Genomic DNA, 13455 nt, shown 5'->3' with positions numbered 1-13455 from the left:
CCAAGCCTATCGAAGGCTTATCAAGCCCGCTTTTCCCCAATCGTTGCGATGTCCAGAACCTCCAGCACCTTGGCTTCGATCTGGGGGGCGTTCATGGCAGCCACGTCATACATGTCCTTGGGACTGGCCTGGTCGATGAAGGTATCGGGCAGCACCATGGAACGGAACTTGAGGCCGGTGTCAAAGACGCCCTCATCCGCCAAGAGCTGCGCCACATGGCTGCCGAAACCGCCCACTGCGCCCTCTTCGATGGTGATCAGCGCTTCGTGATCGGTGGCAAGGCCAAGGATCATCTCGCGGTCCAGCGGTTTGGCAAAGCGCGCATCGGCAATCGTGGGCGTGATCCCCTTGGCCGCGAGCGACTCTGCAGCCTTTTTGACCTCACCTAAGCGCGTGCCGAAGGACAGGATCGCAACGCGGGTCCCGCTCTGGATCATCCGGCCCTTGCCGATTTCCAGCACCTCGGCCTCTTCGGGCATCTCGACACCTTCGCCCTCACCGCGCGGATAGCGGAAGGCGATGGGGCCGTCGTCATAGGCGGCGGCGGTGGCGGTCATGTGCTTCAGCTCGGCCTCATCGGCGGCGGCCATCACCACCATGCCCGGCAGGTTGGCCATATAGGCGATGTCGTAGCTGCCCGCATGGGTGGCGCCGTCTGCGCCCACCAGACCGGCACGGTCGATGGCGAAACGGACCGGCAGGCGCTGGATGGCCACATCGTGCACCACCTGATCATAGCCGCGCTGCAGGAAGGTGGAATACATGGCGCAGAAGGGTTTCATCCCGCCTGCGGCCAGAGCGGCGGCAAAGGTCACGCCGTGCTGTTCGGCAATCCCCACATCGAATGTGCGAGAGGGGTAGCGTTCCGCCATCAGGCTGAGGCCGGTGCCATCGGGCATGGCGGCGGTCACGGCGCAGATCTTGTCGTCCGTGGCGGCCAGTTTCACCAGTTCGTTGCCAAAGACCGAGGTATAGGAGGGCGCGTTGGAGGGCGGCTTGTTCTGCTTGCCGGTCACCATGTCAAAGGTCGCCGTGGCGTGGCCCTTGTCGTCGGCGCGCTCGGCCGGGGCGTATCCCTTGCCCTTTTTGGTCAGCACATGGATCAGAATCGGCCCCGAGGCGCGCGCCTTCACGGTGCGCAGCACCGGCAGAAGCTGGTCCATGTCGTGCCCGTCGATGGGTCCGAGATAGGAAAAGCCAAGGGATTCGAACAGGGTGCCGCCCACCGCCATGCCCTTGAGCATGTCCTTGGCGCGCTTGGCGCCTTCGCGGAAGGGTTCGGGCAGCAAAGAGGCCGCACCCTTGGCGACGGCCTTGAGTTCCTGAAAGGGTTCTTCGGCATAAAGACGGCTGAGGTAGGACGACAAAGCACCAACCGGCGGAGCGATGGACATCTCGTTGTCATTGAGGATCACGATCAGCCGCTTGCCCAGATGGCCTGCGTTGTTCATCGCCTCGAAGGCCATGCCGCCCGACATGGCACCATCACCGATCACCGCGATGGCATCGCCCAGCCCTTCGGGGATGTTGCCACCGAGATCGCGCGCCACTGAGAACCCGAGGGCCGCGCTGATCGAGGTAGAGCTATGGGCGGCGCCAAAGGGGTCGTATGGCGATTCAGAGCGTTTGGTGAAACCGGACAGGCCACCCTTCTTGCGCAGGGTGCGGATGCGGTCCCGGCGCCCGGTCAGGATCTTGTGCGGGTAGCTTTGGTGTGAGACGTCCCAGATCACCTTGTCGCGCGGCGTGTCGAACACCGAATGCAGCGCCACGGTCAGTTCCACCACGCCAAGGCCTGCGCCAAGGTGACCACCGGTTTCAGACACGGCGGCAATGGTTTCCTGGCGCAGCTCGTCTGCAACCTGCACCAACTGGCGGTCGCTGAGGCCCTTCAGATCCGCCGGGCGGGCGATCTGGTCCAAAAGCGGGGTGTGGGGCCTCTCTGACATGGCTCCTCCTCGGGAGTGGCGCGGCGCGGGGCTACGCTGGTTTAGCTGTCGCGCGAGATAACGAAGCGCGCGGCGTCCTTCAAGGTTTCGCCCTCTTCCCCGTAAGGAGAAAGCGCGGCGCAGGCGGTGTCGCACAAGTCCTGTGCGCGGGCTTTTGCGGCTTCAAGGCCCAGAAGGGAAACAAAAGTGGCTTTTCCAGCCGTTTCGTCCTTGCGCAGGGCCTTGCCGACAGTTTTGGCGTCACCCTCTACATCCAAGATGTCATCGGCGATCTGAAAGGCAAGGCCAAGGGCGCCTGCATAGGCGCGCAAAGCGGTGGTATCTGCTCCGGCCAATACCGCGCCAGCCGTGGCGGACCATTCGATCAGGCAGCCGGTCTTGCGAGCCTGAAGGCGGGTGATTTCCTCCAGCGTCAGCGGAGTTTCGGCAGTCTCCGCGGCGATATCCAGCATTTGTCCGGACACCATCCCGTCTTTGCCCGCCGACACAGCCAGCGCCCTGATCAGGGGCAGCGCCTGCGCGCCCATGTGGTCGGCAGACAGTAGCTCGAAGGCAAAGGTCTGCAGGGCATCCCCGGCGAGAGTCGCGGTGGCCTCGTCCCATTTGCGGTGCAGAGTGGGCTGGCCCCGGCGCAGATCGTCATCGTCCATGCAAGGCAGATCGTCGTGCACCAGCGAATAGGCGTGAATGCACTCGATCGCCAGGGCTGCGTCCAGCGCGGCGACCTCGTACACGCCATGCAGGCGAGCGCTTTCAAGCACCAGAAACCCACGCAACATCTTTCCGCCAACCATCGCATAGCGCATGGCCTCGTGCAGCAGATCCCCGCCTTCGAGGCGACTGTGCATATGAGAGGTGATGCGCGCCTGTGCATCCAGAAGCGCAGGTTTGAAGGCCTGTGCGACCGTCTTGGTATCGGCGGTCATGCCTTCAGCCCGCATCCAGTGGCTGGGTGCCGGTGGGGGCGCCATTCGCATCCAGCGTGATGGCCGCCACCTTTTCCTCGGCGCGCTTCAGCTCGTCCTCGCAGCGCTTCTTCAGCGCCGCGCCGCGTTCATAAAGATCGATCGACTTGTCGAGCGCCACATCGCCGCGCTCCAACTGGTCCACGACGCGCTCCAGTTCGGCCATGGCCTGTTCAAAGCTCATCTCTTCGACGGGGATCGGGGTCTCGGTCATCTGGCTGCCTTTGTCGGTGTCTGTTTGTCCACGTTTGCCACAAGCCGCCCTGGCTCAGGCGGGCAGGGTGTTCAGACCATATCCGCACCCCAAAGTCGAGGCGATACGGTCCCGACCCCCCCTTCGGATGGCAGAACTCACACGGACCTGCACAGGTGGCCGATACCGTCAGGTTCAGTCCGCATGTTTCGGACAGCGAATGGGCAGCCTGACGACAAAGCTGTACGCCATCAGCAACACGCGTGGTCTGCATTGCAGCCAATGCCCTCATGGTAGGCGCCGTCTGCCGATATCCGGTGCTGGCCCTGGCTCAATGGGTGACATCCAAGTGGAATTGCGGCAATGATGCCGGGAAATTCCCGTGAGGTTTCCTTTTTCAATGTTTGAAGCTGCCATAGTCATTCCCCATTACAACGACTGTGATCGCCTGATCCGATGCCTTGAGGCGCTGATGCCCCAGTTGGTTCCGGAGGTGGAACTCATCCTTGTCGACAACGCCTCAACGGAAGATCTGTCACGTCTGCACCAGCGATGGCCGGATCTACGGATCGTGACGGAACACAAAAAGGGGGCCGCAGAGGCACGAAATCGGGGCGTCCTTGAGACCACTGCGCCCTTGTTGTTCTTTTTGGACTGCGACTGCGTACCGGAAGACGACTGGCTTGCAACCGCACGGGCGGTGGCCAAGCGCGGCGATGTGATCGGCGGCTCCATATCCGTTTTCGACGAGACACCGCCGCCGCGCTCTGGTTCTGAAGCCTTTGAGACGGTCTTTGCGTTTCATAACCGCCGCTACGTGGAAGAAGAGAATTTCTCGGTCACGGCCAATCTTTTGACCCGTCGTGACGTGTTTGAGGCGACGGGCCCCTTCATCGCCGGTCTGTCTGAGGACTTGGACTGGTGCCATCGCGCCACCGCCAATGGCTATACGCTGCGCTATGAGGACTCCCTCAGGGTGGCCCATCCGTCGCGCAAGGACTGGACGGCCTTGCGACGCAAGTGGAAGCGGATGACCGAAGAAAAATTCGGCGTCAACGGCAGTGGCGCGCTGGCGCGGGTAAAATGGCTGGCTCTGGCCCTGTTGATGCCGGCCAGCGCCGTGGCCCATACGCCGCGTGTGTTACGCAATTCCCGCCTGCGCGACCCGCAAGAGCGGGCGGCAGCCCTGTTCACCCTGTTTCGCCTGCGCTTCCAAAGGATGATATGGATGATCGGACAGGCCCTCACAGGGCGACCGTGACCAGCCGGGCATGGGGCTATGGCCTCTTTGTGACTTCAATCAGAGGCAGTGCACACTGACCTGAGTCCCGCATATATCGGCTGCAGAAATGACCATCTGCCACTGCGTTCGGCGGATTCCCACATTGCGCAGGCCTTTATTCTTGCGAGGGCTGTCTCGTGCAATATAACGGGGCCTGAATAACCCAGAATGGGGAATCTACTGGAAAGTACCTGATTCAAGCATCTAGTGCGTTGGCACTTCGGACAGCTGCGATAGTCAGGTCAAAGGGCGCCGTTGTCGTCTTGAAGTCATTGTTGCTGTGATATCTCTGCTACACAGACCATCGATTGTTGAGGAAGTTTGTCGAATGAAAGTTGTGATTTTTGGTGTTGGTTATGTGGGATTGACTGCGGCCTGTTGCATAGCGTCCGAAGGCCACAGCGTTGTCGGCATCGATGTCAGCCCGGACAAGGTCCGGGATATTGTTGAAGGGCGCCCCCCGATCATCGAACCTAAGATTGAAGACATGATGGCCGAGTCGCTCAAGGCCGGACGGCTGACAGCCTCTACTAATATCGGGGACACGCTGGATGACGCGGATATCGCGATCGTTTGCGTCGGCACGCCGTCCGGCCCGGACGGCAGCCACAACATGCGCTACATTATCGACGTCACGCAGCAGATCGCCCGTTCGGTGTCCGCAAGCCGCGCCAAGCCGCTGACGGTCGCTTTCCGTTCCACCTTCAGACCCGGTACCGTCGAGGATATCGTCATCCCGATCTTTGAGGACCGGTTCGGTGCAGACTGGGGCAAGGCGGTCGAGATCGTCTACAACCCCGAGTTCCTGCGCGAGGGTTCGGCAGTGAACGACTATTTCGCGCCGCCCAAGATCGTGGTTGGCACTCGTGATGGAAAGGCTTCGTCAAATATGGACGCACTGCATGCCAACATCGATGCGCCCACCTTCCACGTCAATTTCCGTACCGCAGAATTCACCAAGTTCGCGGACAACACCTGGCATGCGGTCAAGGTCGCCTATGCCAACGAACTGGGCCGGATCTGTCTCGATCTCGGAATTCCGCCCGCAGATGTGCACGAAATCTTTGTCTCCGATACCAAGCTGAACGTGTCGCCCTACTACCTGCGTCCGGGTGGCGCCTTTGGTGGCTCCTGCCTCCCCAAAGACGTGCGGGCGCTGCAGTATATTGCTGGCGACATCGGCGCCAGCACGCATCTGATCGACAGCCTCCTGCGGTCGAACGAGGCGCACAAGCACCGCCTGTTCCTTCACGCAGTAGAAGGGCTGGAGCCCGGTGCCCCGGTTCTTCTGGCGGGCCTGGCCTTCAAGGCCCACACCGACGATCTGCGCGAAAGCCCGAACGTCGATCTTGCCCGCAAGATACTGGCTGCAGGCTATGAGCTCAAGATTTTCGATCCGGCCGTGGACGCGCGCAAGCTGGTGGGTGCGAACCTTGGCTATGCGTTCAGCCACCTGCCGCAGCTGAAGCGGCTTTTGGTCGACAAGGCCACCGCCGAAACCGGGCAATTCGCAAGGGTCATCGTTACGAACGCAACCGCCGACCTGCTGGACCTTCCCAAGAGCTGTGAGATTGTTGATCTCTCGAAGCTCTCCGGGATTGAAAAGGAGCACTAGGGCCCATGGCAGACGTTCTGCATGCCTCCGACGTGTTTTCGCGCCTGACCGAGGAACGCCCCCTTGCAGGGCGCAAGATCCTCATTCTTGTCGAGAACCTGCCTCTGCCCTTCGACCGCCGTGTCTGGCATGAGTGTCTGACACTGCGGGCTGCCGGGGCCGAGGTTTCGGTCATCTGCCCAACCGGAAAGGGCTATGAAGCCGCTTATGAAGAGCTGGAAGGCGTGCATATCTACCGCCATTCGCTGCCGCTGGATGCAAAAGGTGCGGCTGGTTACCTTGTGGAATACTCTGCAGCGCTCTGGCATGAGTTTCGCCTGTCCTGGAAGGTCTGGCGACGCCATGGGTTCGACACCATTCAGGCCTGCAATCCACCGGATCTGATGTTCCTGGTCGCCCTGCCTTTCAAATGGTTCAAGGGCGTGCGCTTCATTTTCGACCACCACGACATCAACCCTGAGCTTTATGAGGCGAAGTTCGGGCGGCGTGATTTCTTCTGGCGCTTGATGTTGTTCCTTGAGAAGCGGACCTTTAGGGCCGCTCAGACGGTGATTTCCACCAACAATTCCTACCGTGAAATTGCGCTGACCCGAGGCGGCAAGGATCCCGAGGATGTATTCGTGGTGCGATCGGGCCCGAATCTGGACAAGCTCAAGCCGATGCCGCCGGATCCAAAGTGGCGCAACGGGCGGGAATTCCTGGTGGGCTATGTCGGTGTGATGGGCGATCAGGAAGGCATCGACCTGATGCTGGAAGCCGCCCGCATCGTCGTGTTCGAACACAAGCGCGATACGCAATTCGTCTTCGTAGGCGGGGGCCCGGCGCTCGCATCACTCAAGGAGCAGGCCGCGGAAATGGGGTTGTCCGACTACGTGACCTTCACGGGGCGCGCCCCGGACGAGGATCTGTTCTCGGTGCTCTCGTCGGCGGATGTCTGTGTGAACCCAGACCGGGTAAACCCGATGAATGACAAGTCGACGATGAACAAGATCCTGGAATACATGGCGTTTTCCAAACCGATTGTTCAGTTCGACGTGACTGAGGGACGGTATTCCGCGCAGGAAGCCTCACTTTATGCAGCGCCCAACGACAGCGCAGATATGGCGAGCAAGATCATCGAACTGTTTGACGATCCGGACCGCTGCGCCGAAATGGGTCGGATCGGCCGTCATCGCATCGAAACGGAATTGAGCTGGGCCTACCAGGTCGACACGCTGATCGCCGCTTACAAACGGGTCATGGAGAAGTAGGCGCCAAAGCAGGCGTCTCAGTCCCTGGCCCCGGTGCGGGCCAGAGCCGCACATTGGGCCAGATAGCGCGAAAGCACAGGCACGATCAGATTGGCTGCAACCTGCGGGTGCGGATGCAATCCATCTTGCTGCAAACCGCGCGATGCCCGCGGGATTGCCAGCCAGCGCGCGTGTAGATCGACCAGCCCGATATCAAACTGATCGGCCAGATCCCTGTATTGACGGTAGTGTGCCGCCAAACGAGGACGCAACATCCCCCGCAGCCCTTGCGCCGGGCTCATCGTCATCAGAACGGTCTCCGCATTGGGCAGGCTTTCAACAAGTGTGTTCAGCAGTGCCTCATGCGTGCTTCGGGCGTCAGCGACACTCAGGCCATCCCGGATATCCGCATCATTGATGGCAAATTCAATCAGCACCCAGTCCGGTTTCAGATCCAAGACCTGATGGACCTGCTCCAACGCCCAGGTCGACCCGGCTCCGGGCTTGGCAACCACATCAAGCCGAATGTCCCGATCAAACCGGTTTTCCAGGCTGGCTTTCAACTCGTGCGTCCAGACCTCATCATGGGTGAGGCTGGTTCCGAAAACGGCGATCCGCAGGGGACGATCATCGGGCAAGGGTAACGGCACGGCGCGGTCGGCAGGATCAGGGGCACGTACCCCGATGACAGCAACGGCGATCAGACCAATCACCAATAGCGCACCCGCAGCGAGCCGGACACGCCTCATGGCTCAGGTCAGACCCGCTTCGACCAGGCGGGCCTCGGTTTCATCGGCAGACAGGAAACGCCCATAGGGTCCGACCTCTATCCCCGTTCGCACGATCTGGGCAGGATTGCCTGCCGCGATGCTGTTGGGGGGCACGGATTTGGTGACAATCGCGCCGGCCGCCACGATGCTGTTGTCCCCGATTTCCACCCCCGGCAGGATCATCGAGCGGCCACCGATGAAGCAGTTCTTGCCCACACGTGTGTGAAGGTACAACCCGCGCGTGCGGTCATGGGTCAAGATGCGCGCCTCAAAGGCGACGTAGGAATTCTCACCAACATGCACGCCGATCGGAAAAGTCCGATCAAACTTCGCGGACAGGGACATCTGCATCGTCGGATGAAGGTCCATACCCCACAGCTTCACCAGCATCTTGCGTCGCAGGCCCACCAGCGCATTTCGCACACCGGATATGCGATTAAGCCCGCGCCGACGGGCTTTTTTGGGCGTCGCGGAGATTTGATCTGGCATGGAATAGACCGTTCCTCTATGTGTTCGTAAAGTCCAAAATGTTTAGAAATAGTGGGTATTACAGGCATCGCAATATCTGCGGATATGGTCAAGCAAGGAACTCTGGATGTCGTTGTTTTTTAAAAGTATGGCCGACATAAACCATTTCCTTCTGACTGCTTTTGTTGCCATTTGGGCAGCCTGTTTTCCCGGTGTTGCAGGTGCCGAGAACGTGTTGGTTGTTCAGACGACAACGGACATTCAAACAGCCCTGCGCTCTGCCAAAGAGCCCGGGCAACCCCTTCTCACTTTGCGCCTTGCACCGGGGCGCTATGATAAGCTGAACATCAGAGACATCAAAAGTCCGGTGAAATTGCAGCCGCAGTCAGCAGATCGACGCCCGGAACTGGCGGGGCTGCAGATCGTTGACAGCACCTCGGTTACTCTTGAGGGAGTTGCCCTCAGCTACAGAATAAGCAGCGACAAAGAGTCGGTTTTTACTGCGCCGTTCCGTGTCTACGGATCAAGTCACATTACCTTTTCAGGTGTGCTGTTCGAAGGGGATCTGGCGCGGGGTCACGGGCCGGTCGAGGATGGATTTCCGGCCGGAAAGGGCCTGCTTGTCCGCGACAGCCGGTACGTAACCATCGAAAACTGCGAAATCCGTAATCTCTTTCTCGGCTTGTCGGTTCATCGAAGCAGAAACGTCGTGATTTCCGGCAACGACATTCACGGGTTACGCAAGGACGGACTGACACTTGCACAGGTCCAGAACCTGTTGATCGAAGGGAACTATTTTCACAGCTTCAATCGCGCACCCGATGCCGGGGACCATGCCGACATGATACAGCTGTGGACGAACAAGACCGATGCTCCTACGGATGGGGTCACCGTGCGCGACAATGTCTTCAATTCAGGGCACGGCCTTTGGACGCAAACGATCTTCATGCGCAATGACCTTGTGGACAAGGGACGTGCCGGGAAAGAGTTGTTCTTCCGTAACATCCGCATAGAGAACAACGTCATCATCAACGCTCACATACATGGGATCTACGTTGGAGAAACCGACGGGCTTGCGATTCTCAACAACACCCTGATACGTAACTCCCGATCTGAAGCTGAGCGGTTCAACGAGGTCTGGGCTTCGCCACAAATCAAGGTGGCAGAACGCAGCCGTAACGTCGTGATCAAGCGTAATGCAGCCTTCAGGTTTCCCAGGTCCGAGGCAGCCGATTGGAGCGTGCGGGACAATGTGTCGATCCAATCCGAACGGCGTATGGACGCAGGCTTTTACGGGCGGGTGTTCGAGAACGCACTGGCAGGCGACCCCTTGGATCTGGCCAATTTCCGCTATCTTGCGACAGGCCCCCTTTCGGATGGCCGGGTTGGCGCAGAAAAACTTGGGATGCGTCCATGAATCGCCGCCTTTCAATCGTTGAACCAACAGATTTCCAAAGAACAAAATCCGCATTTTGCGGAAGACGCCGGACCAATGTCGACTGTAGATAACTCAACAAAGGCCGTGCCTCACGGATCCGGGGCGTTGCACGCTGCAGCGCCCTCAAACACCTTTCTGGCCAAGGTTGTCATTCTGGCCATTCTAACACCTGTTCTGTTCAATCTCGGCTCTTTGCTGATGACGACGTCCCGGTTGGTCTTCATTTTCCTTGTGCCTTACCTGTGCATCAACCTGCTGCGAGGAAAATACGGTCCGATCAAGGCAGCAGACGTGTTTGTTGCGCTGTTCATTTTCTGGATTGGCATATCCATCGCCAAGAACAATCCAAGTTCCTTGGTCACCTTCGTGGGGATGAACGCGCTGGCGTTCCTTGGTGGATACCTGACAGCCCGAGCATGTATTCGTAACGAGAAGGATTTCATAGACGTCTACAAATTCCTGGCCTGGGTCATTGTCCTTTTGCTCCCCCTGGCCGTCTACGAAGCGATCACATCGAATTTCGTGATTCCTGCCCTTATCGAAAAGATCCCTGGTGTGTTCAGCCGGACAGAAGTCGACTATCCGAGGCGACTGGGCCTTGACCGCGCACAGGTCGTTTTTGACCACCCAATTCACTGGGGGACATTTGCCTCGATCGGGTTTTCGGCCTCTTTGGTGGCGTTCCGTAGCATTTGGGGACGGGGAAAACGCCTGTTGTTCGGCTTTCTGATCGGTGTTGCCTGTTTTGTTTCGGTGTCTTCCGGCCCGTTTCTGGCGCTTTTGTTCCAGCTTGCGCTGATCATCTACTGGCTGATGTTCCGCAAATTTCGCGGTCTTTGGGTCTTCCTGATCTGCGGTTTTGTGTTTCTCTACATTCTGGCGGAACTGCTTTCAGATCGTCCGGCATTTTATGCCATTGCCTCGCGCATGGCATTCAACTCCAGCACCGCCAACGTGCGCATGGTCCTGTTGGAATACGGCATCGCGCAAATTGGACGCACGCCGCTCATGGGCGTTGGCTACAACTACTGGGGTCTGCCTCAATGGATGTCGGGCAGTATGGATAACTACTGGCTGCTGAATGCCGTGGTCTACGGTCTGCCGGCGCTGTTCTTCCTCGTGGCGGTCTTTGCAACTTTGATGGGGGAAGCGGCACGGCGGAAGTTTGATCCCGATTCGCCAGTTGCCGATGTGCGCCGGGCCTGGATGATTGCAATGTTCGGCCTGATCCTGACTCTAGCCACGGTTGCCGTATGGGCCGAGATGACTTCAATTGTCTTCTTCATAATTGGATCGGGCGCTTTTCTTGGCTCCGTTGACATCACCAGGCGGGACGAGGAGGGCGTCGCCCCGCCAGACGCCGCAACCAGTCAGCGTGCCGCCAACCGTTTCACACGGTTTCCCGCGCATGAGCGCGACAGGTCCGGCGCAACCAAAAGATTCAATCAAGACAGGCAGCGCAAATGACCAAACACAAGCGCCTAGAGCTACTGGACTGTATCCGCGCGGCCGCGATCCTGATGATCATCGCCTACCATGTAGCCATCGAATTTCCTCCAGAAAAGCTTGATGCGGTATGGTCCTGGCTCGCAAAGTACGGGTTCCTCGGGGTTGATGTATTCTTTCCCTTGTCAGGCTTCCTGATCACTCTTTTCCTGTCTCGCAATCACGACCCGGCAGGCATCAAAGTCTTTTTCACGCGCCGGATGTTTCGCATCATACCGATCTATTTGATCGCGGTTGGATGCTATTTTGTTGTTGCGGAGGCTCTGAACCGGGAACCCGGAATTGAAACCGCCTGGATCAATCTTCTTTTCCTGACCGGCTGGGTTATCCTGATTGAAGGGAAGGCCAATGTTCCTTTCACCATCACCTGGTCGCTGTCTGTCGAAGAATTTGCATATATCCTCTGTGGTCTGTCATTTCTGTTCTTGCGGTCCAGGGCGCCCATTGCACTGGTTGTCCTGTCGGTTGGATCGGTTCTCGTTCGGGCGGCAGCCTTGCACTACGGGCTGCCCAAAAACGAAGTTTACAGCTTCCCTCTTGCGCGGCTCGACTCGGTGTTCCTTGGTGCTCTGACAGCTCTTGGTGTGCTCTACATGAACAAGCGCACTCTCTTGGTGACGCTGTTGGCGTTTCTCTGTGTCCAACTTCTGGTCGCCCAAACCTCGACACTGGCCTTCCGGGTTGCCCTCTATCCGTCGGTTGCGACTGCGGTTTGTCTGATCATTGTGGTCATCTGGACCTACTTCCACAGCTTTTCATCTCTGGCCTCCCGCTTTTTTGCAGCGATCGGCGCCCTCGCGTATTTCATGTATCTGTTTCACTATTTCTTCCTCTATGGGATCCAGATGGTGGCGCAGAAGATTGATGTCGACCTGTCCCCAACCGGTCTGATGGCTATGACCACCGCGTTGACCTGGCTGGCGGCCTATGTCTCCTGGACCAAATTCGAACTGCCACTTATCGAATACGGCAGGTCGCTAGAAACCAGGTTCAAGAAGCAGACCAACAATGGCGCAGAGACAACCTCGTCCTCCTCGGGACGAACAGGAAGATCAAAATCATGAACGCGTCCCACTCCTCTCAAGACCAGCAAACAGCCGCATCCGAGAACGCGAAACTCACCGTCATCATCGTGAGCTACAACACGCGTGAGTTGACACTGAAAGCGCTTGAAACTCTTTATGCAACCACCCGGAAGACCGCGTTTCAAACAGTGGTTTTCGACAATGCATCACAGGATGGCTCGGCAGAGGCTATCGCAGAGGCCTTTCCGCAGGTCACCCTCATCGCCTCAAAAGAAAACCTGGGCTTTGCCAAGGCAAACAATCTTGTGGCAGCTGAAGCAAAGACCGAATGGCTGTTGCTGCTCAATCCCGATACCGAATGCCACGAAGGCGCGGTTGATAACCTGTTGGCCTTCTCGGAAGCGCACCCCGAGGCGGGCATCACCGGAGGGCGCACGGTGTTTCCCGATGGGTCCCTCAATATCGCCTCCTGCTGGATGCGCATCACGCCGTGGTCTGCCTTCTGCAAGGCAACGGGTTTGTCCTCGATCTTTTCAGGTAGCGACTTTTTCAATTTCGAAGGCATGGGCAGCTGGAAACGCGACAGTGTGCGCGAAGTCGACATCGTAGTGGGCTGCTTTCTGATGATACGAAAATCCCTGTGGGACCAATTGGACGGCTTCGATCTGAAATACTTCATGTACGGCGAGGAGGCTGATCTCTGCCTCCGGGCTCGGTCTCTTGGGTATAGGCCAATGATCACCCCGGATGCCGAGATCATGCACCTTGTTGGTGCGGCTTCCAAACAGCAGTCCCGCAAGTATGTACTCAGCGCCAAAGGCCGTATGACATTGATGCAGGATCACTGGCCGACCTGGCAGGTGCCGTTCGGGCGGGCAACGCTCGGGTTCTGGGCGGGCAGTCGTGCCCTTCTGATTGGCCTGATCGCAAAACTGACTGGAAAGAAAAATGAAGCCGCCCGTAAATGGGCCGAAATCTGGGCCGAGCGGCACGACTGGATGCAAGGGTATTGAAA

The 13455-nt window shown here is 58.5% G+C and carries 12 protein-coding genes; 7 read left to right on the top strand and 5 right to left on the bottom strand.

All coding sequences use genetic code 11. The features are described 5' to 3' along the window. Window positions 1-20 precede the first annotated feature (20 nt). The 3 genes from dxs to AADA15_RS14970 are packed head-to-tail and all read right to left on the bottom strand — an operon-like array spanning window position 21 to window position 3128. Complete coding sequence (gene dxs / locus AADA15_RS14980) at window positions 21-1949, bottom strand: 1-deoxy-D-xylulose-5-phosphate synthase (RefSeq protein WP_341642366.1); 1929 nt, start codon at window positions 1947-1949, stop codon at window positions 21-23. A 41-nt stretch (window positions 1950-1990) separates the two neighbouring features. Next, window positions 1991-2875, bottom strand: a complete 885-nt coding sequence (locus AADA15_RS14975) for a polyprenyl synthetase family protein (protein WP_437343203.1) — start codon at window positions 2873-2875, stop codon at window positions 1991-1993. A gap of 4 nt (window positions 2876-2879) precedes the next feature. Further along, on the bottom strand, window positions 2880-3128 hold the full coding sequence (locus AADA15_RS14970; protein WP_341642365.1) for an exodeoxyribonuclease VII small subunit: 249 nt from the start codon (window positions 3126-3128) through the stop codon (window positions 2880-2882). A 379-nt stretch (window positions 3129-3507) separates the two neighbouring features. Here AADA15_RS14970 and AADA15_RS14965 point away from each other — a divergent pair, with 379 nt between their 5' ends. The 3 genes from AADA15_RS14965 to AADA15_RS14955 all read left to right on the top strand — a co-directional run bounded on the left by AADA15_RS14965 (window position 3508) and on the right by AADA15_RS14955 (window position 7254). Continuing rightward, window positions 3508-4368, top strand: coding sequence for a glycosyltransferase family 2 protein (locus AADA15_RS14965; protein WP_341642364.1), 861 nt, complete (start codon window positions 3508-3510; stop codon window positions 4366-4368). Between the two features lie 349 nt (window positions 4369-4717). Then, a complete protein-coding gene (locus AADA15_RS14960) occupies window positions 4718-6004 on the top strand; it encodes a nucleotide sugar dehydrogenase (protein ID WP_341642363.1) in 1287 nt (428 codons plus the stop codon). Window positions 6005-6009: 5 nt separating this feature from the next. Beyond that, window positions 6010-7254, top strand: coding sequence for a glycosyltransferase family 4 protein (locus AADA15_RS14955; RefSeq protein ID WP_341642362.1), 1245 nt, complete (start codon window positions 6010-6012; stop codon window positions 7252-7254). Between the two features lie 17 nt (window positions 7255-7271). Here AADA15_RS14955 and AADA15_RS14950 read toward each other — a convergent pair whose 3' ends face one another. Next, entirely contained in the window at window positions 7272-7982 is a 711-nt protein-coding gene (locus AADA15_RS14950) for an SGNH/GDSL hydrolase family protein (protein WP_341642361.1), read from the bottom strand. Between the two features lie 3 nt (window positions 7983-7985). After that, window positions 7986-8492 (bottom strand): acyltransferase, encoded by a 507-nt coding sequence (locus AADA15_RS14945; protein ID WP_341642360.1) that lies wholly within the window; start codon window positions 8490-8492, stop codon window positions 7986-7988. Between the two features lie 106 nt (window positions 8493-8598). Here AADA15_RS14945 and AADA15_RS14940 point away from each other — a divergent pair, with 106 nt between their 5' ends. From AADA15_RS14940 to AADA15_RS14925, 4 genes are read left to right on the top strand one after another with little or no spacing between them, the layout of a single operon-like run. Then, entirely contained in the window at window positions 8599-9888 is a 1290-nt protein-coding gene (locus AADA15_RS14940) for a right-handed parallel beta-helix repeat-containing protein (protein WP_341642359.1), read from the top strand. Window positions 9889-9906: 18 nt separating this feature from the next. Beyond that, a complete protein-coding gene (locus AADA15_RS14935) occupies window positions 9907-11376 on the top strand; it encodes an O-antigen ligase family protein (protein WP_341642358.1) in 1470 nt (489 codons plus the stop codon). Then, the gene (locus AADA15_RS14930; protein WP_341642357.1) at window positions 11373-12479 is read left to right on the top strand and encodes an acyltransferase family protein; all 1107 of its coding nucleotides are present in this window, start codon (window positions 11373-11375) and stop codon (window positions 12477-12479) included. Before AADA15_RS14935 ends, AADA15_RS14930 begins: the two co-directional genes overlap by 4 nt. Continuing rightward, window positions 12476-13453, top strand: a complete 978-nt coding sequence (locus tag AADA15_RS14925; protein WP_341642356.1) for a glycosyltransferase family 2 protein — start codon at window positions 12476-12478, stop codon at window positions 13451-13453. Before AADA15_RS14930 ends, AADA15_RS14925 begins: the two co-directional genes overlap by 4 nt. Window positions 13454-13455: the final 2 nt, after the last annotated feature.

Source organism: Phycobacter sedimenti, assembly GCF_038148855.1.
In the GTDB taxonomy this organism is placed as follows: domain Bacteria; phylum Pseudomonadota; class Alphaproteobacteria; order Rhodobacterales; family Rhodobacteraceae; genus Phycobacter; species Phycobacter sedimenti.
This window is presented reverse-complemented; position numbering and strand designations above follow the sequence as displayed.